The organism is Devosia alba (genome assembly GCF_039938915.1).
Taxonomy (GTDB): Bacteria; Pseudomonadota; Alphaproteobacteria; order Rhizobiales; family Devosiaceae; genus Devosia; species Devosia alba.
This window is the reverse complement of the sequence record NZ_JBDUUI010000008.1, coordinates 92,778-111,520: the sequence shown is the minus strand read 5'-3', so window position 1 is coordinate 111,520 and position 18,743 is coordinate 92,778. Positions and strand designations below refer to the sequence as shown.

Below are 18,743 nucleotides of genomic sequence, written 5' to 3'. Positions count from 1 at the left end.
GAGAACCGGAACATGCTCACTCCCCAGCGCCTGACCATGCTGATCTTCTTTCTGCAGCCGATCGCCTTCGGGTCATGGCTGCCGCGTATTCCCGAGGTGCAGCTGGCGCTGGGGCTCGGCCCGGGCGGACTGGCTCTGGCCTTGCTGGGCCTGCCCTGCGGTACGCTGCTCACCCTGCCATTTGCCGGGCCGCTGGTGGGGCGGATCGGGCCGCGCCGGGCGATCATTGTCGGCTTTGTGCTGTATTCGATTGCTGTTGCGCTGCCCGGTTTCGCCACTGACGCGACCCTGCTGTTCGGGGCGCTGATGCTGATCGGCTCCTCCATGTCGTTTGTCGAACTCGGGCTCAACGTGCAGGCCGACGCGGTGGAGAAGGCCACCGGCTCGGTGATCATGACCACCGCACACGGTTTCTGGTCGGTCGGGATCATGGCGGGTAGCCTGATTGGCGCGGCCCTGGCGGCACTGGGGCTGGAGCCACGCTGGGCGATCCTGCTGGTATCGGGAGCGGTGCTCCCGCTGGCCATTGCGGCCGCCCTGACCTTGCCGGCCTATGCCGAGACGAGCCAGAGCCATGAGGGCAGTCGCTCGGCCTGGGCGCTACCCAGCTGGGCGCTGCTGGGCATCTGTTTTTTCGTATTCGGCATCACCATGACCGAGGGCGCCATGGCCGACTGGTCGGCGATCTTCCTGCGCGATGCCCTCGGCGCCGAAGCGGGCACGGTGGGGCTGGGATATTCGGTATTTGCGCTGATGGTGGCAGCCGGCCGGTTTGGCGGCGATAGTCTGAAACGCCGGTTCGGCGCGGTGACCACAGCGCGGATCTGCGGCGTGCTGGCCCTGGCAGGCGCGACCATGCTGGTGTTCACACCCAATACCATACTGGCGCTGCTCGGCTTCGGCATTATCGGCCTGGGCGTCTCGGTGGGGTTCCCGCTGGCGGTAACGGCCGCGGCCGCCCTGACCGATCGCGCCGCCTCAGCCAATGTCGCCATTTTGAGCTTTGTCGCCCTGCTGGGATTTCTGATCGGCCCGCCGGTGATCGGTTTTGTAGCCGAACATGCCGATATGCGGTTGGGCCTGGCCTGCGTCATTCCCGGGCTGCTGCTGAGCCTGGTGTTGACCGGCCGGCTCAACACCAACAAAGCTGTCTCCAAATCCAATCCTGAAGCTCAAATCGCTGGAGTGCTGTGATGCGCATTGCTGTTGCCGGCCTGCACACGGAGTGCAGCACCTATAATCCCGTTCTGGCGCGGGAGGCCGATTTCCGCGTGCTGCGTGGACCCACCATGCTCAAGGACGCCTATTTCGATTTCCTGACGCATTTTCCAGCCGAGTTCATCACCGTGCTGCATGCGCGGGCGATTGCCGGCGGGCCGGTGGAGGGGGCGCTCTATGCGCGCTGGAAGGCGGAAATCCTTGACGGGATCAAGGCCGCCCTGCCGCTTGATGGCGTCTATCTGGCCATGCATGGTGCGATGTTTGTCGAGGGCCTGCAGGACGCCGAGGGCGATTTGATCAGTGCGGTGCGCGATCTGGTCGGGCCCGATGTGCTGATCGCGGCCAGCTATGATCTGCATGGCAATGTCAGCCAGCGCATCGTCGACGGGTTGGACATATTCTCCACCTATCGCACCGCGCCCCATATCGATGTGGCCGATACCATGCGCCGGGCGGTGGCCATGCTGGTGCGCGCGCTCCGCTCCGGGCAGCGGCCAGTACTGGCCTGGGCGCCGGTGCCGGTGTTGCTGCCGGGTGAGCGCACCTCGACGCAGGATGAGCCGGCGCGCTCGTTCTACAGCCAGTTGCAGGCGGTCGAAGACCCCACCGGAATCTGGGATGCCTCGTTTCAGGTGGGCTATGTGTGGGCGGACGAGCCCCGCGCCACGGCCTGTGCCGTGATCACCGGGACCGACCGGCTGGCCATGACCGCGGCGGCGCGGGTGCTGGCGCAGGATTATTGGGATTTGCGCGAGCGCTTCGTGTTCGGCACCACCACGGGCAGCATCGAGGAATGCGTCGACTGGGCCGTGACCGCCACCACTGCCCCGGTGGTGCTGGCCGAATCGGGCGATAATCCGACGGGCGGCGGTGTCGGCGACCGGGCCGAAGTGCTGGCCGAACTGATGGCCAATGACGCGCAGGGCGTGGTGTTTGCCGGCATTGCCGACAAGCAAGCCACCGACGCGGCCTATGCCGCCAGCACGGGCGCGAGCCTCGAGCTGACCATTGGGGCCAGTCTGGACCCGTCCAGCGTCATGGTTAAAACCGAAGCTACAGTGCAGTTCCTGCTCGAAACCGGCGACCCGCAGCTGCGCGAAGCGGTGGTGCGGATTGGCGGTATTGATCTGGTGATCACGGCGCGGCGGCGACCGTTCCACAACATTGCCGACTTCACCCGGCTCGGGCTCGATCCTCGTACCGCCAGGATCGTGGTGGTAAAGTCGGGCTATCTGTCGCCCGATCTGGGTCCCATCGCCAATCCCAGCCTGATGGCGTTGTCGCCCGGCGTGGTGGATCAGTCCGTCGAGCGGCTGGAGCGGCGGCACAAAAGCGTACCGCAATATCCGTTCGACAAGGATTTTGCCTGGGCGCCGGAGGTATTCTGGTCAAAGCGCGCCGAACAGCGCTGAGCCGTGCGCCTCGCGCGGGGGCGGACACTAGGTGCAGTAGATGCCGTATAGCGTCGTCAGAATATGGCGCACATCATCGGACGCGATGGAGTAGAAGACCTGCTGGCCGTCGCGCCGCGTCGTAACGAAGTTCCAGGCCCGCAGCTTGGACAGGTGCTGGCTGAGTGGGGACTGGGCCAGCCCGACTCGCGTTTCCAGGTCACCCACATTCATTTCACCATCAAGCAGGCAGCACAGAATGCGCAGGCGCTTGGCGTTGGCCATGGCTGTGAGCAGGCGTGACGCCTGCTCGGCATTGGCCTCGAGTTTTTCAATTTCCATCTTGACCATATTAGAATGTTCTAATAAGTGTATATTCGCTTTGAGACGTAGCACTCAAACATAGCAATGATCAAGGAGGCTGATTTGACGACCCAGATGGACAGCGCTGACTGCGCCACTGGACGGACACCAGCCTCTATCCTGTTTACACGCCAACTGGCCCCTCGACGTGCAAGGTTATTTATAGATGACGGAATTTACCCCTCTCGTGTCGCTGCTTGGCGGCGCGCTGATCGGTCTCGCCAGCGTATTACTCATGGCCTTTCATGGTCGCATTGCCGGTATGACCGGCATTCTGACTGGTTTGCTGCCGCCCATAGCCCCCGACTGGGCCTGGCGCGCAGCGTTTCTGGGCGGTGCAATCATCGCGCCCGCTCTCATGGTGCTGCTGACCGGCTATGATGTCGGTTTCGCCAGTCCCGTTCCCACACCCTGGGTCATCATTGGTGGTCTGATCGTCGGCGTCGGTGTGTTCTTCGGTTCTGGTTGCACCTCGGGTCACGGCGTCTGCGGCATGGCCCGCCTGTCGCCGCGCTCGATCGCCGCAACAGCGGTCTTCATGGGGGCGTCTTTCGCCACCGTTTATGTCGTTCGCCATGTGCTGGGAGGCTTCTGATGCGCCGCACAATTTTCGCTGGCCTGATTGGCCTTGTATTTGGAACCGGCATCGCCATTTCTGGTATGGCCAACCCGGCCAAGGTGCTCAACTTCTTTGACCTTGCTGGCGATTGGGATCCCTCGCTTGCCTTTGTCATGGGCAGCGCCCTGCTGGTAGCGGCAGTCGGCTATTTCTTCGTGCTCAAGCGCGACAGGCCGATCCTGGAAACCCGGTTTCACCTGCCGACCAACCGCAAGCTCGATGCATCGCTACTGGCAGGGTCTGCATTGTTCGGCATAGGCTGGGGAATTGCCGGTTTCTGCCCCGGCGGCGCCATCCCGGCCCTGGGCCTGGGAGAGAGTGCCGCCTGGATCTTTGTTGCCGCGATGCTGGTTGGTATCGCCGCCGCCAAAACGGCCCGTGACGCCCTGCTGCCTCGGGTCGCCAAAACCGTCTGAATTCATTCAAGAAGAGGATATGACCATGACGTCCATTCCATTCACCCCAGAACTTGATGTGCATCCTGAAGTGGTGGCGTTCTTTGACAAGCCAACCAACACCATCAGCTATGTGGTCAAGGATCCCAATTCCAACGCCTGTGCGGTCATCGATTCCGTGATGGATATCGATTACGCGGCCGGTCGCATCACCTATGATGGTGCCGACAAGATCATCGCCTATATCCAGGATAAAAAGCTGGATCTGCAGTGGCTGATCGAAACCCATGTGCATGCCGATCACCTCTCGGCGGCGCCCTATATCCAGGGCAAGCTGGGCGGCAAGCTGGGCATTGGCGAGAATATCAAGATCGTGCAGGAAACCTTCGGCAAGGTCTTCAATGAAGGCACCGAATTCCAGCGCGATGGCAGCCAGTTCGACCGGCTTTTCACCGATGGTGACAGCTACAAGATCGGTGGCCTGACCGCGCATGTAATGCACACGCCGGGCCATACCCCGGCCTGCATGACGCATGTGGTTGGTGATGCCGCCTTTGTCGGTGACACCCTGTTCATGCCCGATGGTGGCTCGGCCCGTGCCGACTTCCCCGGCGGCGATGCGCGCACCTTGTATCGTTCAATCCAGCGTGTTCTCGCCCTGCCTGCCCAGACCCGGCTGTTCATGTGCCACGACTACGGTCCCAATGGCCGCGACATCCAGTGGGAAACCACGGTGGCCGACGAGCTGGAGCACAATATCCATGTGGGCAAGGGCACCGACGAAGACACCTTTGTGGCCATGCGCGAAGCGCGCGACGCGACACTGGACATGCCCAAGCTGATCATCCCGTCACTGCAAGTGAACATGCGCGCCGGCAAGCTTCCCCCCAAGGATGAAGACGGCAATACCTTTCTCAAAGTCCCCGTGAACGGGCTCTGACCATGTGGCCCTTTACTCAAGCAAAACCCAAAGAGAAGACCATGCACCTCAACAAGATTACTGCCGATTACGCCACCACTGGCCAGATCACCCCCGACCAGATCAAGGCCATTGCCGACGCGGGCTACAAGTCCATCGTCTGCGCCCGTCCCGATCATGAAGAAGGCGGCCAGCCCAGCTATGCCGAAGTTGCCCGCGCCGCCGAAGCGGCGGGCCTGAAGATTGTCCACATTCCGGTTTCCGGCATGCTGGGCGAAGGCCAGGTTATCCGCTTTCACGATGCCTGGACCAACCTGCCCAAGCCAATGCTGGGTTATTGCCGCTCCGGCGCACGCGCCGGCAGCCTCTACGCGACTCTATCCAAGTAAGACACCATGAAGCTCAAGACCTATCTTCCCATTCTCGAATGGGGCAGCCGCTATAATCGGGACTCCCTGACCAGCGACCTGGTTGCGGCGGTGATCGTGACGATCATGCTGATCCCGCAATCGCTGGCCTATGCGCTGCTGGCCGGCCTGCCGCCGGAGGTAGGTCTTTATGCTTCGGTGCTGCCGCTGGTGGCCTATGCCATCTTCGGCACCTCGACGGCGCTGGCCGTCGGCCCGGTGGCGGTGGTGTCGCTGATGACCGCTTCGGCCATTGGCAGCATCGCTGCCGAGGGTACGGTGGACTATGCCAGCGCCGCCATCCTGCTAGCCGCCATGTCGGGCATCATTCTGGCGGTGCTGGGTCTGTTCCGGCTCGGCTTCATCGCCAATTTCCTGTCACACCCGGTGATCTCGGGCTTCATCACCGCCTCGGGCCTGATCATCGCCACCAGCCAGGTGGGTGGCATGCTCGGCATCAAGACCGAGGGCCATGCATTGCCCGAACTGGTGATGTCGATTGTGCACAATATCGGCACCATCAACTGGTATACCTTGGCCGTCGGCGCGGTGTCCCTGGCCCTGTTGCTGTGGATCCGCATGGACCTCAAGAACTGGCTGATCCGCTTCGGCCTGCCCAAGGGTGCGGTGACCATCATCACCCGCGCCGGGCCGGTACTTGTGGTCTTCCTGACCATGGCCTGGTCGGTGCTGGGCGATCTGGGTGCCAGGGGCGTGGCACTGGTAGGCGACGTGCCGCAGGGCCTGCCCATGCTCTCGCTGCCCAATTTCAATCTCGATACCATGCAGGCGCTGTTGCTGCCGGCGCTGATCATCTCGATCGTCGGCTTTGTGGAATCCATTTCGGTGGCCCAGACCCTGGCGGCCAAGCGCCGCCAGCGCATCGACCCCAATCAGGAGCTGATCGGCCTGGGCGCGGCCAATATCGCGGCCGCTGTCGGTGGCGGCTATCCGGTAACGGGCGGCTTTGCCCGCTCGGTGGTCAATTTCGATGCCGGTGCGGCCACCCCCGCCGCCGGTGCCTTCACCGCCATTGGTATTGCCGGCGCCACCCTGCTGCTGACCCCGTTCCTGGCCATTCTGCCCAAGGCGACCCTGGCGGCAACGATCATTGTGGCCGTACTGACCCTGGTGGATTTCTCGATCCTCAAACGCGCCTGGACCTATTCCAAGGCCGACTTCACCGCCGTGGCCATCACGCTGCTGGGCACCTTGCTGATGGGCGTGGAGGTGGGCATTTCCCTGGGCGTTGCCGCCTCGATACTGATTTTTCTCTATCGCTCATCCCAGCCGCATGCCGCCGTGGTTGGTCAGGTGCCGGGCACCGAGCACTTCCGCAACGTCAAGCGCCATGATGTGCACACCATTCCCAGCGTGCTCTCGATCCGGGTCGATGAAAGTCTCTATTTCGCCAATGCGCGCTATCTCGAGGATCTGGTCTATGGCGAGGTCGCCGGGCGGCCTGAACTCAAGGACGTGGTGCTGATGTGTTCGGCGGTGAACGCCATCGACATGTCGGCGCTGGAAAGCCTTGAGGCGATCCAGCACCAGCTCCAGGATTTGGGCGTCCGCCTGCACCTGTCGGAGGTCAAGGGACCGGTGATGGACCGCCTGGCGGGCACCGAATTCCTGCAGCATCTGTCCGGTGGGGTGCATCTGAGCCAGCATCAGGCGATGGAAGCGATCAAGGCGTTGCCCGCAGCAGCCTGATCATCCCCTGCTCCCGCAGCGCCATGCCCTGCGGGAGTTTTGTTTTGCGGCGTGGGGAACGGCGCCTATCAGGCCGGGGCCAAAACTGCCGGTCAGCGCTGCCAGCGGCCAAGGCCGTTGCGGTTGAAATACTCGATCAGCACGCTACCGTCCGCCGGATCGAAGGTGACCGAGGACTTTGAACCGGCCGGCGCGTTCTCGTTGCGCGGCGCCATCGCGAACACCTCACCATCCCAATGGATCAGGGCGAAGCTGTCGCCGCGCGGGCCCAGCCGGGCGGTCAACCCGCTATCACCCTGGGTGATTTCGAGCGGCCCGAAATAATCGTTCTGATAGGTGCCGAGATAGGCATCGAGCGGCCGGGCAGGGGCGGGTTGGGCGGGCGGCGCGCTGTCGGCCAGATCGCCTTCGGGGTCGTAAAACGCCACCATGCGGGGATGGAAGGCGTCATACCAGTCTCGGGTAGGCTCGCCAAATTGCACGGTGTCCAGAAAGCTGTTGGCGATGGCTTCGGCCGCGCCTAGCGGTCCGGCATTGGTGAGAACGACAATGCCGACATCGGCCGATGGGATGAACTGGATACGGGTGGCAGCGCCCAGGGTGAAGGCTCCGGAATGACCGAACACCGTGCGGCCATCAGCGCCAATGCCGACATTGAAGCCATAGCCGTAAAAGCTGGGACGGGCGCTGGGGACGTGGCCGGGCGAGCTGAATGCCTGGGGGCTGAGTGCCGCCTGCAGGGCGGCCGGGTCGATCAGCTGCTGCCCATCGCGTTCGCCATCGGCCAGCAGCAGTTTGAGCCATTCGGCCAGATCAATGACAGTGGAGGAAATGCCACCAGCGGGCGCCTGGGGGTCTGCGTTGCGTTGATACAGAGGCTGCAAACTGCCATCGACCAGCGTGTGCAGGCTGGCGCGGTTGGCCTGGGCGACGAAGTCGGCATTGCGGGAACTGGTCGCCGTCATGCCAAGTGGGTCGTACAGCGTCGCTTCGGACAAATCCTCCCAGCTCTTGCCGGTCGCTGCAGCGACCGCTTCGGCGCCGCTGGTAATGCCGAAATTTGAGTAATTGTAGGAGGTACGGAAACTGTCGAGCGGCAGAAGGCGCAGTCGCGCCATGATCTCGGCGCGGGTGAAGCCGAGATCTTCAAGCTCATCGCCGCCGCCCAGCGGCAGGCCCGAGCGATGGGCGTAGAGATCACCAATGGTCGCGTGCTCAGTGACCCAGTCGTCATTGAGCCGGAATTCGGGGAGATAGGCGGTGACCAGATCATCCCAGGCAACCAGGCCATTGCTGACGGCAATGGCTGCCACGGTGGCGGCGAGCGGTTTGGAAACCGAGGCAATCTGGAACACGGTATCGGGGGTAACCGGATCGTCCTCGCCCAGCTTGCGCACGCCAAAGCCCTGGGCAAAGACGGTCTCGCCGCCATGCACCACCGCCACCGCCACGCCGGGGACCAGGCTGCGTTCCATGATGGTTGCGATGGTGTCCTCAAGCTGGTCGAGGGCCAGATCGAGACCGCCAGGGGCGAGTTTGACAGCATCCATATTCGGCGCCGCACTGAGATCGAGATTGGCCGGCTGGGCCTGAACGGGTGCCATGGTGCCGATTATGGCCAGGGCAGTAGCGAGCGGTAGCGCGCGAGACATTAGGGTGGTCATGCAGAATGCTCCTCCGGGCTGGCTCCGCAGGGGGAGCTCCTGACTATCGTCAATCCGCACGCTGCGTACGGCGGCGACGCCCCTGTCAAACCACCGCAATAATGACGGTATCGTTATGGCAGGGCCAGATATTTTATTGGCCTGCGTACTGCGCGGGCCAGCTCAGCCGCGTTCGGTGATAATCCGGGTCAACGATTCCGAGGCCTTGACGATGTGCTTGCGCGTCAGATCGGCGGCGCGCTCGGCCTCGCCGGCCCGACAGGCATCGATGATCTGCTGATGCTCGGCAATGGCCAGTGCGCGGCCATGGCCCAGGCTGAGCTGGGCGCGGATATAGCGCTCGATGCGGTCATTGGCAGCTTCGGCGGCCGCAAAATAATATGGCAGACCAGCATCGAGATAGAGCGAGGAATGGAACTGGCGATTGAGATCGCCCCAGCGCACGCCATCGGTTTCCTCGGCAAAGGCTTCGCAAAGCTGCTGGGCATGGTCGAGCGAATGCTGGCTCATGCGCGGCACGGCATGGGCGATCAATTTCGGTTCGACCGTGGCGCGGAAGTCAAAGATCTCCTGGATCTCGGCGACCGAGATGCGGCTGACCACCACCCCCTTGTAGCGCACCGAAGTGACCAGGCCGCTGGCTTCGAGCTGCTTGAGCGCCTCGCGCACCGGGATGCGGCTGACATTGAACATCTTGGCAATGGCATCCTGGCGCAGGGTCTGCCCTTCTGCGAGTTCACCGCGAATAATGGCCGTGCGCAGGGCGTCAAGAATCACGTCCGACGAGGACGCGCCGGCACCGATATTGGACGCTCGTGCACTCAGCCCTTCCATCAATCCAGCTCCTCCACTGTGGCCCATACCGGCTTTTTGCCGGCGCTATCTGCCTCCCGGCGTCTGGGCGCCGAAGCAGAACATAGCATGTTGTATATTGGATACAATCGTGCAAACCTAAGTTTTAGATGCCCTGGTGGAGGGAACAACGCCAGGATCGATAACAGGTTGAGGAGCCTTCACGATGAAACTCACGACACTTCTTGCGACTACCGCGATTGCCATGGCCTTGGCGGGCCCCGCCTATGCGGAAATGAAAATCGGCATTCTGGCGCCCACCACCGGCTCGGAAGCCACCTACGGGCAGGACATGGCCAATGCCGTCAATCTGGCCATTTCCGAAATCAATGCTGCGGGCGGTGTTCTGGGTGAGCAGCTCAGCTCGGTGATCGGCGATGATGGCTGCGATCCGCAGCAGGCCGTCAATGCTGCCAGCAAGCTGGCGTCATCCGATGTCGTGGGTGTCGTCGGGGGCTATTGCTCGGGCGCCACCGTTCCCACCCTCAAGATTTTCGGCGATGCCAGCATTCCGTTCGTGATCACCGGCGCCAATTCCACCAAGCTGATCCCGGCCAATCCCGGCAACGCCTTCATGATCAATTCCACCGGCAATGATCAGGTGGCCAAGGCCATCGAGTACTTCAATTCCGTTGGCGCGAAATCGCTGGCCATCGTCAACCAGGGCGATGCCTATTCGCAGGACCTTGCTGACCTGACCAAAAAGGACTGGGAAGCTGCCGGCAACACGGTCCCCGCCTTCGAAGTCGCCAACAAGGGCGAGCAGGACTATTCGGCCATCGTGACGGCCATCCGTTCGGCCAATCCTGATGCCGTGTTCTGGACTGCCTATTATGCTGATGGCGGCCTGCTGATCCGCCAGCTGCGCCAGGCCGGGTATCAGGGCACGATCGCTGTGGGCGATGGCTCCAATTCTCCGGAACTGTTCAGCATTGCCGGCTCGGCGGCCGAGGGCGTGATCGGGTTCTCCAATCCCATCGCTGAGTTCCTGCCCGGGGCCAAGGACTTCATTGCCGACTACACGGCAGCCAATGGCTCGCCTCCGGGCCCCTATGCGCCGCTGGCCTATGACGGCATGCACCTGCTCGCCACCGCAATCGAGGCAGCCGGCAGCACCGATCCCGCCGCGATCAACGCCGCGCTGATGGATGCTGACTATCCCGGCATTGCCGGTCAGATCACCTTCACCCCCGAAAACACCCTCGCCCGTTCGAACTTCGTCGTGCTGAAGGGCAATGGCGGCAAGTGGGGCCTGGCGCAGTAGCCCAACCCGAACACTGGCCCCGCCGCCGCATGGGCGGCGGGGCCAATGACGATCGGCGTCCGGTGGGGGAACTTGTGCATGTCCGTCTTTGATATCTTCTTGCAGCAACTGGTGAACGGGCTTGTGCTCGGCTCGTTCTATGCGCTGGTGGCGCTGGGCTACACCATGATCTACGGTGTGGTGAAGCTGCTCAATTTCGCCCATGGCGACGTGTACATGGTCGGCGGCTTTGTCGGCTTTCTGGTGCTCTCTGTGGTGGCGCCAATGGTCGGGCCGGGCTGGACTGGCGTGGCCGTTTCGATGGTCGTGGCGATGATCGCGGTCGGCTTTCTCGGCGTGGTGATCCAGCGGGTTGCCTACCAACCCATGCTCAACGCCCCCCGGCTTTCCATCCTGATTACGGCGCTGGCGGTTTCGCTGGTGCTGCAGAATGGCGTGCTGACGCTGACCCATGGACAATATCAGCCGATGGGCGCCGATCTCGGCTTTGGCGGCGTCAATCTGGGCCTGCTGTTCATCAGCTATAATCAGATGATCCTGGTGGGCACCGCCGCCGCGCTGATGATCGCGCTGGAATTGTTCGTGTCGCGCACCCAATATGGCCGGGCCATGCGGGCGATCTCGATCGACAAGGACATGTGCCGCCTGATGGGCATCAATGTCACCGCCGTGATCGCGGTGACCTTCTTTATCGGCTCGGCGCTGGCCGCCGCGGCTGGCACCATGGCCGGGGCCTATTATGGCTCGGTCTGGTATTTCATGGGCTTTCTGATCGGCATCAAGGCGTTTACCGCCGCGGTGATCGGCGGCATCGGCTCGATCCCCGGCGCCATGCTGGGTGGCTTGATCCTGGGCCTGCTTGAATCCTTTGGTACCCAGATCCCCGGCATTGGCAGCGAGTGGAAGGACGTGTTCTCCTTCGCCGTGCTGATCCTGGTGCTGGTGCTCAAACCGACTGGCCTGTTGGGCAAGTCCGAGCAGGAGCGCATGTAACATGGCTCAGCCCCGCTCCAACGCTTTCAACAATATCATCGCCCAGTTCGACGAGCCCTGGAAACGCTATGCAGCGTTTGCGGTGATCGTCGCGCTGCTGCTGATTGCCCCCATTTCGCTGGGGCCCTATGCCACCGTGATCCTGACCAATGCGCTGCTCTATGTGGTGCTGGCGCTGGGGCTCAATGTGGTGGTCGGCTATGCCGGCCTGCTCGATCTGGGCTATGCGGCCTTCTTTGCGGTGGGCGCCTATACGGTGGGCATTCTGACCCACATTTTCGGGCTCGATTTCTGGCTCACCCTGCCATTTGCAGTGGGCGCTGCCATGATCGCCGGTGTCATCATCGGCACGCCCACCCTGCGCTTGCGCTCGGACTATCTGGCGATCGTGACACTGGGTTTTGGCGAGATCGTGCGCTTCAGCGCGCGCAATATGGAAATCACCGGCGGCGCCAGCGGCATTTCGGGCATTCAGCAGCCCTGGTTGTTTGGCTGGCACATCAACACGCCGTTTGAATTCTACTATGTGTTCGTGGTGCTGGCGATCATCGCCGTGATCGTCAGCGTGCGGTTGCAGCATTCGCGGTTGGGCCGGGCCTGGCTCTATGTGCGCCATGATGAGGACGCAGCCGAGGCGATGGGCATCGATACGGTGCGCGTCAAGCTGGCAGCCTATGTGATCGGGGCGATCTTTGGCTCGATCAGCGGGGCGTTCTTTGCCGTCAATCTCGGGGCCATTTCACCGGAGAGCTTCTCGTTCCAGCAATCCGTACTGATCCTGATGGCGGTTATTCTGGGTGGTATGGGCAAGATCCCCGGCGTCATCCTCGGCGCCTTCATCGTGGTGCTGGCGCCCGAACTGCTGCGCGATCTGGGCGAATATCGTCTGCTGCTGTTCGCGGTGGGCCTGCTGCTGATCATGCTGTTCCGCCCCAGTGGCATCTGGCCAGTGAGGGGGAAATGAGCATGGCCCTTCCCCTGCTTGAACTGCGCGGCGTCAATCTGAGCTTTGCCGGCAATACCGTGCTCGACAATGTCGACTTCAGCGTCGGGCGTGACGTGATCGTCAGCCTGATTGGCCCCAATGGAGCCGGCAAGACCTCGCTGTTCAACTGCATTACCGGCTTCTACAAACCGCAATCGGGCTCGATCAAGGTCGATGGCCACGAGTTGATGGGGCTCAAGCCGCACAAGGTTACCCAGGCCGGCATTGCCCGCACCTTCCAGAATGTGCGGTTGTTCCAGCAGATGACCGTGCTGGAAAACGTGATGAGCGGCAGCCATTGCCGCTCCAGTGCCGGCGCCATATCGGCCATTCTGGGCCTGCCCAGCCAGCGCCGCGAGGAGGCAGCGATCCGCGCCCATGCCATTGAGTGTCTGGAGTTTGTCGGCATTGCCGATGAGATGGATCGCGACGCGACCAATCTGGCCTATGGCCATCAACGCCGGGTCGAAATCGCCCGCGCGCTGGCAACCCGGCCCAAGCTGCTGCTGCTCGATGAGCCCGCGGCAGGCCTCAATGCCGGCGAGAAACAGGACCTGCTCAATCTGATCGGCCGCATTCGTGACGAACTCGCTATCTCCGTGCTGCTGATCGAACATGACACCGGCATGGTGATGAAAATCTCCGAACGCATCAGCGTGCTCGACCATGGCGTGATTATCGCCGAGGGCGCGCCCAAGGAGATCCAGGCCAACCCCAAGGTGATCGAAGCCTATCTGGGCCAGGACGACGGGGAGGATCTGCTATGAGCGCGCCAACCGAGACCCTTCTTGAGCTGGAAAATATCACCGCTGGCTATGGCCGGATCGTGGCCCTCAACGGCATTGATCTCAAGGTGCAGACTGGCGCCATGGTGACCCTGCTGGGCGCCAATGGGGCGGGCAAGACCACCACGCTCAAGACCATTTCGGGGCTGGTGCGGGCGTCGGGCGGCACAGTGCGCTTTGCCGGCGAGGATATCACCCAGACCCCGGCGCATGAAATTGCCCGGCGGGGCCTGGTGCATGTGCCCGAAGGCCGCCACGTGCTGCGCGGTCTCAGCGTGCGCGAAAATCTCGAACTGGGGGCGTTCACCGTCAAGGACCCGGCCACACGGCGCAAGCGGATGGATGAGGTGTTCGCGCTGTTTCCCGTGCTGGCCAAGCGCCAACACGGCGATGGCTCGCTGCTATCGGGGGGTGAACAGCAAATGCTGGCCATTGGCCGGGCACTGATGCATGGCCCCCGCCTGCTGCTGCTGGACGAGCCTTCGATGGGACTGGCGCCCAAGCTGGTGATCGAGACCATGCAGATCGTCAAACGGCTGAGCGAGGCCGGGACCACCATCCTGCTGGTCGAACAGAATGCGCGCCTCGCGCTCAAGCTTGCCCATTACGGCTATGTGCTCGAAAGCGGTCATATCCGCATGCAGGGGGAGGCAGCCACGCTGCGGGCCGACAAATCCATCGTGCAGGCCTATCTGGGCGAATGATCCGGCCTCGCTCCCGGGACGGCAAGACTGCGCGGCCGTCAATTGCCAAGGCGGCAGTGCGGCCCTGACGACGGAAATGACGCAGAGCGGCGTGCTGGACATGCCCGCTGCGGCAAGGCATGTCCAATGCAGCAGCTGCGAACCTTATACCCCGCTGCAGCAGACCACTTATGAGCCGAGAACAGCCATGGCACGACACAGCTTCTTCTGCGTAGACGGACATACCTGCGGCAATCCGGTGCGGCTGGTGGCGGGCGGCGGGCCGCAGCTCAAGGGCCAGACCATGCTGGAGCGCCGCGCCGATTTTCTGGCGCAGCACGACTGGATCCGCACCGCGCTGATGTTCGAACCGCGTGGCCATGACGTGATGTCGGGCTCGATCCTTTATCCGCCCAGTGACCCGGCCAATGACATGGCGATCCTGTTCATCGAGACCTCGGGATGCCTGGCCATGTGCGGCCATGGCACCATCGGCACGGTGACCATGGCGATCGAGCAGGGACTGATCGTGCCCAGGGTGCCGGGCGTGGTGCGGCTCGAAGCGCCGGCCGGGCTGGTGATCGCCGAATACACCCAGGTCGGCGATTACGTCGAAGAGGTGAAAATCACCAACGTGCCGTCCTTCCTCTACAAGACCGACCTGGAGGTGGAGTGCCCTGATCTGGGCCTGCTCAAGGTCGACGTGGCCTATGGCGGCAATTTCTACGCGATCATCGACCCGCAGGACAACTTCGCCGACATGGACCGGTATTCGGCCGCCGACTTCATCCGCTGGAGCCCGGTGCTGCGGCAACGGCTGAACGCGGCGCACAGCTTTGTTCATCCCGAGCAGCCCGAGATCAATGGGCTGAGCCACATCATGTGGACCGGCGCGCCCAAGCTGGCCGGCTCCACGGCACGCAATGCGGTGTTTTACGGCGACAAGGCGATTGACCGCTCGCCCTGCGGCACCGGCACCTCGGCGCGTATGGCGCAGTGGTATGGCAAGGGCAAGCTCAAGGCAGGTGACGCCTTTGTCCATGAGAGCATTATCGGCTCGATCTTCAAGGGTCAGGTGGAGAACACGCTGAGCGTCGGCGGGCTGCCCGCCATCGTGCCCTCGATTGCCGGTTGGGCGCGAATGACCGGCCTCAACACCATTTTTGTCGATGACCGCGACCCGTTCAGACACGGCTTTCTGGTCAGCTAAACCAATTCTTCGCCCGCGAAAGACCCTGCCATGCGTTCCACCCGCTCCATTCACATCGTTTCCTGCCACGCCGAGGGTGAGGTGGGAGACGTGATCGTGGGCGGGGTGGCGCCGCCGCCCGGCGACACCATCTGGGAACAGTCGCGCTGGATTGCCAGGGACCAGAGCCTGCGCAATTTCGTACTGAACGAGCCGCGCGGCGGGGTGTTCCGCCATATCAATCTGCTGGTGCCGGCCAAGGACAAGCGGGCGGTGATGGGCTGGATCATCATGGAGCCCGAGGACACCCCGCCCATGTCGGGATCCAATTCGATCTGCGTGGCGACGGTATTGCTCGATACCGGCATTGTGCCGATGACCGAGCCGGAAACCCACATGGTGCTCGAAGCGCCGGGCGGGCTGGTGGAAGTGGTGGCGCAGTGTCGCGATGGCAAGGCGCAGTCGATCACCGTGCGCAATGTGCCTTCTTTCGTCGACAGGCTTGATGCCACTATCGAGGTGGAGGGGATCGGCACGCTGCGCGTCGACACCGCCTATGGCGGCGACAGCTTCGTGATTGCCGATGCACGGGCGCTGGGCTTTGCCATTGCCCAGGATGAGGCGCGCGACATCGCTGAAGCCGGCATCCGCATCACCCGCGCGGCCAATGAACAACTCGGCTTCACCCACCCCACCAATCCCGACTGGGCCCATATTTCGTTCTGCCAGATCGCAGCGCCGCTTGAGACTGTTGAGGGCCGGCTGACCGGCGCCAATGCTGTGGTGATCCAGCCGGGCAAGATCGACCGCTCGCCCACCGGCACGGGCTGCTCGGCCCGCATGGCGACTTTGCATGCGCGCGGGCTGATGGCGGTGGGCGATGAGTTTGTCGGCCGCTCGATCATCGGCTCGGAATTCTTCTGCAAGCTTGAAGCGCTGACCGATCTGGCCGGCACGCCGGCGATCATCCCCACCATTACCGGCCGCGCCTGGATCACCGGGACGCGGCAGGAAATGCTCGACCCCGCCGATCCCTGGCCGGCAGGCTATCGGCTGTCGGACACCTGGCCCAGGATCAGCTAGTCAGGCGCGGTCGGCAGCCGTCAGTGCCACGGCAGCGGCCAGATCTTCGAGCGCCGTGCCCACCGACTTGAAGGCGGTGATCGCGGTTTCACTCTGGCGCCCCGGATGGGTGCCACGGCACAGCATGGCCAGATCGGCCAACAGGCCCTCCCGGCTCAAATTGCCCGCTGCCAGCGGCTGGGTGACGTCGCCGCTTTCCTTGCTGGCGCCCTCAAAGGTATCGACGAAAATTCCCCCGGCACGGCTGAGCACGGCGTCATCGGCCTCGCGCATATCGGGGCGGAAGCTGCCCACCAGATCGACATGGGTGCCCGGGCGCAGCAGCTCGCCAAGGATGATCGGCGTCTTGGCCAGGGTCGCTGTGCTGACGATATCGGCGTCGCTGACGGCGCTGGCGAAATCGGTGGTGGTGACGATGTTCGGCGCAATGGGGCCCAGTTCGTCGGCCAGCGCCTGCGCCTTGTCCAGCGAGCGGCTGCACAGGGTCAGCTTGTCGATGGCGAAGATGGCGCAATAGGCCTGGGCCAGGTTCCGCGATACCCGGCCGGTGCCCAGGATCACCAGATGGCGGGCATTGGTCCGCGCCAGGAAGGTCGCGGCCAGCACGGAGGCGGCGGCGGTACGGCGGGCGGTCAGCTCGCCACCATCGATCTGGCCAATAACGGCGCCGGTCTTGCCGTCGAACAGGGTATAGACGCTGGCCACGGCGGGCAGCCCGAGCTGGTCATTATCGGGAAACACCGTCACCAGCTTGACGCCAATATGCCGGCCCGGCTGCCAGGCCGGCATCAGCAGAAGATTGCCATTGGTGGCAGCGTCGCCCACATGCAGGTGCTGGCGCAGGGGCGCCTCCGCCCCCTCGACAAAGGCCGTCTTGAGCGCGGCAAGCAGAACGGGCCAATCAAGGCCTTGGCGAACGTCTTCGGCGGAATAGGTTTTCATGGCGGCACTATAGGGGCGATGCTGTTGTTTGCAACGCGCGGCGGCCCGACCTCGGCCGGCGCGCTATTCGTGAAGACGCGCAACTAGGAGTGCGCCGCAAAACCGGCTAGGTAGTCGCTAAGCAATCCAGCGGCTTTTCGGGACGAGAGCACAATTTGACCAGCGAGCCGACCATTTCCCGCCCGCGCTACGCCATTGTCGACATCGCCCGCGGCGTGGCGATCATCGCCATGGTTGCCTATCATCTGTGCTGGGATCTCAGCCTGTTGCGCTTCATCGCCCCCGATGTCGGTCGCGATCCCAATTGGGTGCTGATCGCCCGCACCATTCTGGCGGCATTCATGCTGCTGGTCGGCGTCGGTCTGGTGCTCGGGCATGGGAACGGCATTCGCTGGCCCAGCTTCTGGCGGCGTACCGTCTTTGTCGTGCTGGGAGCGCTGGCGATCACCCTTGGCACCTGGCTGGTGTTTCCCGACAGCTTTGTCTATTTCGGCGTGCTGCACGCCATCGCCCTGTTCAGCCTGCTGGGCCTCGCCTTTGTGCGTGCGCCGCTGTGGCTGGCGATCGCGGTGGCGGCGATTGTTATCATATTGCCATTCTTGTATTCGGACCCGCTGTTCAACGAGAAGCTGTTCTCCTGGATCGGTTTCTGGCAAGTGCCGCCGCCAGCCAATGATCTGGTGCCGCTGTTTCCCTGGTTTGGCGTCGTCCTTGTCGGCCTCATCGCCACCCGTCTGGTGCTCGCCTCGCCATTGGCCGGGCGCCTCGCTGCCATCAGTCCAGCGGGCCGCCTGCCGCAATTGCTGGCGCTGCTCGGCCGCTGGAGCCTGCTGATCTATCTGCTGCATCAGCCCATTCTGCTGGGCCTGCTCTATCCGGCCGCCGCGGTTCTGCAGCCGGAGATCGCCATGCGCAGCAGCGATTTTCTTCGCTCATGCCAGACCACCTGCATGGCGGGCGGCACCAGCGCCCCGCTCTGCACCACCTATTGCCAGTGCGGCCTCGAGGGCGTGGAGGCCAACGATCTGTGGGGCGCCGTCTATTCCGGCATGGTGTCGGCGCAGGAGCAGACCATTCTGGACGCCAGCAATCGCCAGTGTTCGGCGCTGATCTATCCCGAACTCAATATGAGCCAATAGGGGCAGGCCGGCCTGATAACGTTGCGAATTACATTTTTGCCCAAATTGCGTCTTGAATGGTAGGCTGATTGGGCATTCAATAAACCACGAGCTGATTTGTCCGAACTCCGGTAGCGGTTGGCGCCTGGCCCGTTCGGAC

Annotated in this window: 19 protein-coding genes; 15 read left to right on the top strand and 4 right to left on the bottom strand. The window is 63.0% G+C overall.

The features are described from left to right. Nucleotides 1-12 precede the first annotated feature (12 nt). Nucleotides 13-1,194 carry an MFS transporter gene (locus tag ABFY71_RS12935; protein WP_347946416.1) on the top strand — a complete coding sequence of 394 codons (1,182 nt, stop codon included), beginning with the start codon at nt 13-15 and terminating at the stop codon, nt 1,192-1,194. Further along, nucleotides 1,194-2,633: a M81 family metallopeptidase gene (locus ABFY71_RS12930; protein WP_347946415.1), complete on the top strand. Its 1,440-nt coding sequence runs from the start codon at nt 1,194-1,196 to the stop codon at nt 2,631-2,633. The genes ABFY71_RS12935 and ABFY71_RS12930 overlap by 1 nt, the downstream gene beginning before the upstream one ends. A gap of 27 nt (nt 2,634-2,660) precedes the next feature. Here ABFY71_RS12930 and ABFY71_RS12925 read toward each other — a convergent pair whose 3' ends face one another. Beyond that, nucleotides 2,661-2,963: an ArsR/SmtB family transcription factor gene (locus ABFY71_RS12925; protein ID WP_305582843.1), complete on the bottom strand. Its 303-nt coding sequence runs from the start codon at nt 2,961-2,963 to the stop codon at nt 2,661-2,663. A 178-nt stretch (nt 2,964-3,141) separates the two neighbouring features. Here ABFY71_RS12925 and ABFY71_RS12920 point away from each other — a divergent pair, with 178 nt between their 5' ends. From ABFY71_RS12920 to ABFY71_RS12900, 5 genes are read left to right on the top strand one after another with little or no spacing between them, the layout of a single operon-like run. Next, the gene (locus ABFY71_RS12920) at nt 3,142-3,570 is read left to right on the top strand and encodes a YeeE/YedE family protein (protein WP_347946414.1); all 429 of its coding nucleotides are present in this window, start codon (nt 3,142-3,144) and stop codon (nt 3,568-3,570) included. Beyond that, nucleotides 3,570-4,010 (top strand): DUF6691 family protein, encoded by a 441-nt coding sequence (locus ABFY71_RS12915; protein WP_347946413.1) that lies wholly within the window; start codon nt 3,570-3,572, stop codon nt 4,008-4,010. The genes ABFY71_RS12920 and ABFY71_RS12915 overlap by 1 nt, the downstream gene beginning before the upstream one ends. Nucleotides 4,011-4,035: 25 nt before the next feature. Then, nucleotides 4,036-4,929, top strand: coding sequence for an MBL fold metallo-hydrolase (locus tag ABFY71_RS12910; protein WP_347946411.1), 894 nt, complete (start codon nt 4,036-4,038; stop codon nt 4,927-4,929). Between the two features lie 41 nt (nt 4,930-4,970). After that, nucleotides 4,971-5,297: a protein tyrosine phosphatase family protein gene (locus tag ABFY71_RS12905; protein ID WP_347946410.1), complete on the top strand. Its 327-nt coding sequence runs from the start codon at nt 4,971-4,973 to the stop codon at nt 5,295-5,297. Between the two features lie 6 nt (nt 5,298-5,303). Beyond that, nucleotides 5,304-7,025: a SulP family inorganic anion transporter gene (locus tag ABFY71_RS12900; RefSeq protein ID WP_347946409.1), complete on the top strand. Its 1,722-nt coding sequence runs from the start codon at nt 5,304-5,306 to the stop codon at nt 7,023-7,025. A gap of 92 nt (nt 7,026-7,117) precedes the next feature. Here ABFY71_RS12900 and ABFY71_RS12895 read toward each other — a convergent pair whose 3' ends face one another. After that, entirely contained in the window at nt 7,118-8,689 is a 1,572-nt protein-coding gene (locus ABFY71_RS12895) for a serine hydrolase (RefSeq protein WP_347946408.1), read from the bottom strand. 162 nt (nt 8,690-8,851) lie between these two features. Beyond that, nucleotides 8,852-9,523 carry a GntR family transcriptional regulator gene (locus ABFY71_RS12890; RefSeq protein WP_305582859.1) on the bottom strand — a complete coding sequence of 224 codons (672 nt, stop codon included), beginning with the start codon at nt 9,521-9,523 and terminating at the stop codon, nt 8,852-8,854. A gap of 184 nt (nt 9,524-9,707) precedes the next feature. Between ABFY71_RS12890 and ABFY71_RS12885 the strand changes: the two genes are divergently transcribed. The 7 genes from ABFY71_RS12885 to ABFY71_RS12855 all read left to right on the top strand — a co-directional run bounded on the left by ABFY71_RS12885 (nt 9,708) and on the right by ABFY71_RS12855 (nt 16,523). Next, nucleotides 9,708-10,805, top strand: a complete 1,098-nt coding sequence (locus ABFY71_RS12885; RefSeq protein ID WP_347946406.1) for a branched-chain amino acid ABC transporter substrate-binding protein — start codon at nt 9,708-9,710, stop codon at nt 10,803-10,805. A gap of 78 nt (nt 10,806-10,883) precedes the next feature. Beyond that, nucleotides 10,884-11,798, top strand: coding sequence for a branched-chain amino acid ABC transporter permease (locus ABFY71_RS12880; RefSeq protein ID WP_305582863.1), 915 nt, complete (start codon nt 10,884-10,886; stop codon nt 11,796-11,798). A gap of 1 nt (nt 11,799) precedes the next feature. Next, nucleotides 11,800-12,762, top strand: a complete 963-nt coding sequence (locus ABFY71_RS12875) for a branched-chain amino acid ABC transporter permease (protein WP_347946405.1) — start codon at nt 11,800-11,802, stop codon at nt 12,760-12,762. Between the two features lie 2 nt (nt 12,763-12,764). Further along, nucleotides 12,765-13,550 (top strand): ABC transporter ATP-binding protein, encoded by a 786-nt coding sequence (locus ABFY71_RS12870; protein WP_347946403.1) that lies wholly within the window; start codon nt 12,765-12,767, stop codon nt 13,548-13,550. Then, nucleotides 13,547-14,272: an ABC transporter ATP-binding protein gene (locus tag ABFY71_RS12865; protein ID WP_305582869.1), complete on the top strand. Its 726-nt coding sequence runs from the start codon at nt 13,547-13,549 to the stop codon at nt 14,270-14,272. Before ABFY71_RS12870 ends, ABFY71_RS12865 begins: the two co-directional genes overlap by 4 nt. Nucleotides 14,273-14,459: 187 nt before the next feature. Beyond that, nucleotides 14,460-15,461, top strand: coding sequence for a 4-hydroxyproline epimerase (locus ABFY71_RS12860; RefSeq protein ID WP_347946529.1), 1,002 nt, complete (start codon nt 14,460-14,462; stop codon nt 15,459-15,461). A 30-nt stretch (nt 15,462-15,491) separates the two neighbouring features. Continuing rightward, the gene (locus ABFY71_RS12855; RefSeq protein ID WP_347946401.1) at nt 15,492-16,523 is read left to right on the top strand and encodes a trans-3-hydroxy-L-proline dehydratase; all 1,032 of its coding nucleotides are present in this window, start codon (nt 15,492-15,494) and stop codon (nt 16,521-16,523) included. Here ABFY71_RS12855 and lhpI read toward each other — a convergent pair whose 3' ends face one another. After that, nucleotides 16,524-17,465 carry a bifunctional Delta(1)-pyrroline-2-carboxylate/Delta(1)-piperideine-2-carboxylate reductase gene (gene lhpI, locus ABFY71_RS12850; RefSeq protein WP_347946400.1) on the bottom strand — a complete coding sequence of 314 codons (942 nt, stop codon included), beginning with the start codon at nt 17,463-17,465 and terminating at the stop codon, nt 16,524-16,526. It abuts the gene before it with no gap. A 155-nt stretch (nt 17,466-17,620) separates the two neighbouring features. On the opposite strand from lhpI, the gene ABFY71_RS12845 reads away from it, so the two are divergent. Continuing rightward, the gene (locus ABFY71_RS12845) at nt 17,621-18,604 is read left to right on the top strand and encodes a heparan-alpha-glucosaminide N-acetyltransferase (protein WP_347946399.1); all 984 of its coding nucleotides are present in this window, start codon (nt 17,621-17,623) and stop codon (nt 18,602-18,604) included. Nucleotides 18,605-18,743: the final 139 nt, after the last annotated feature.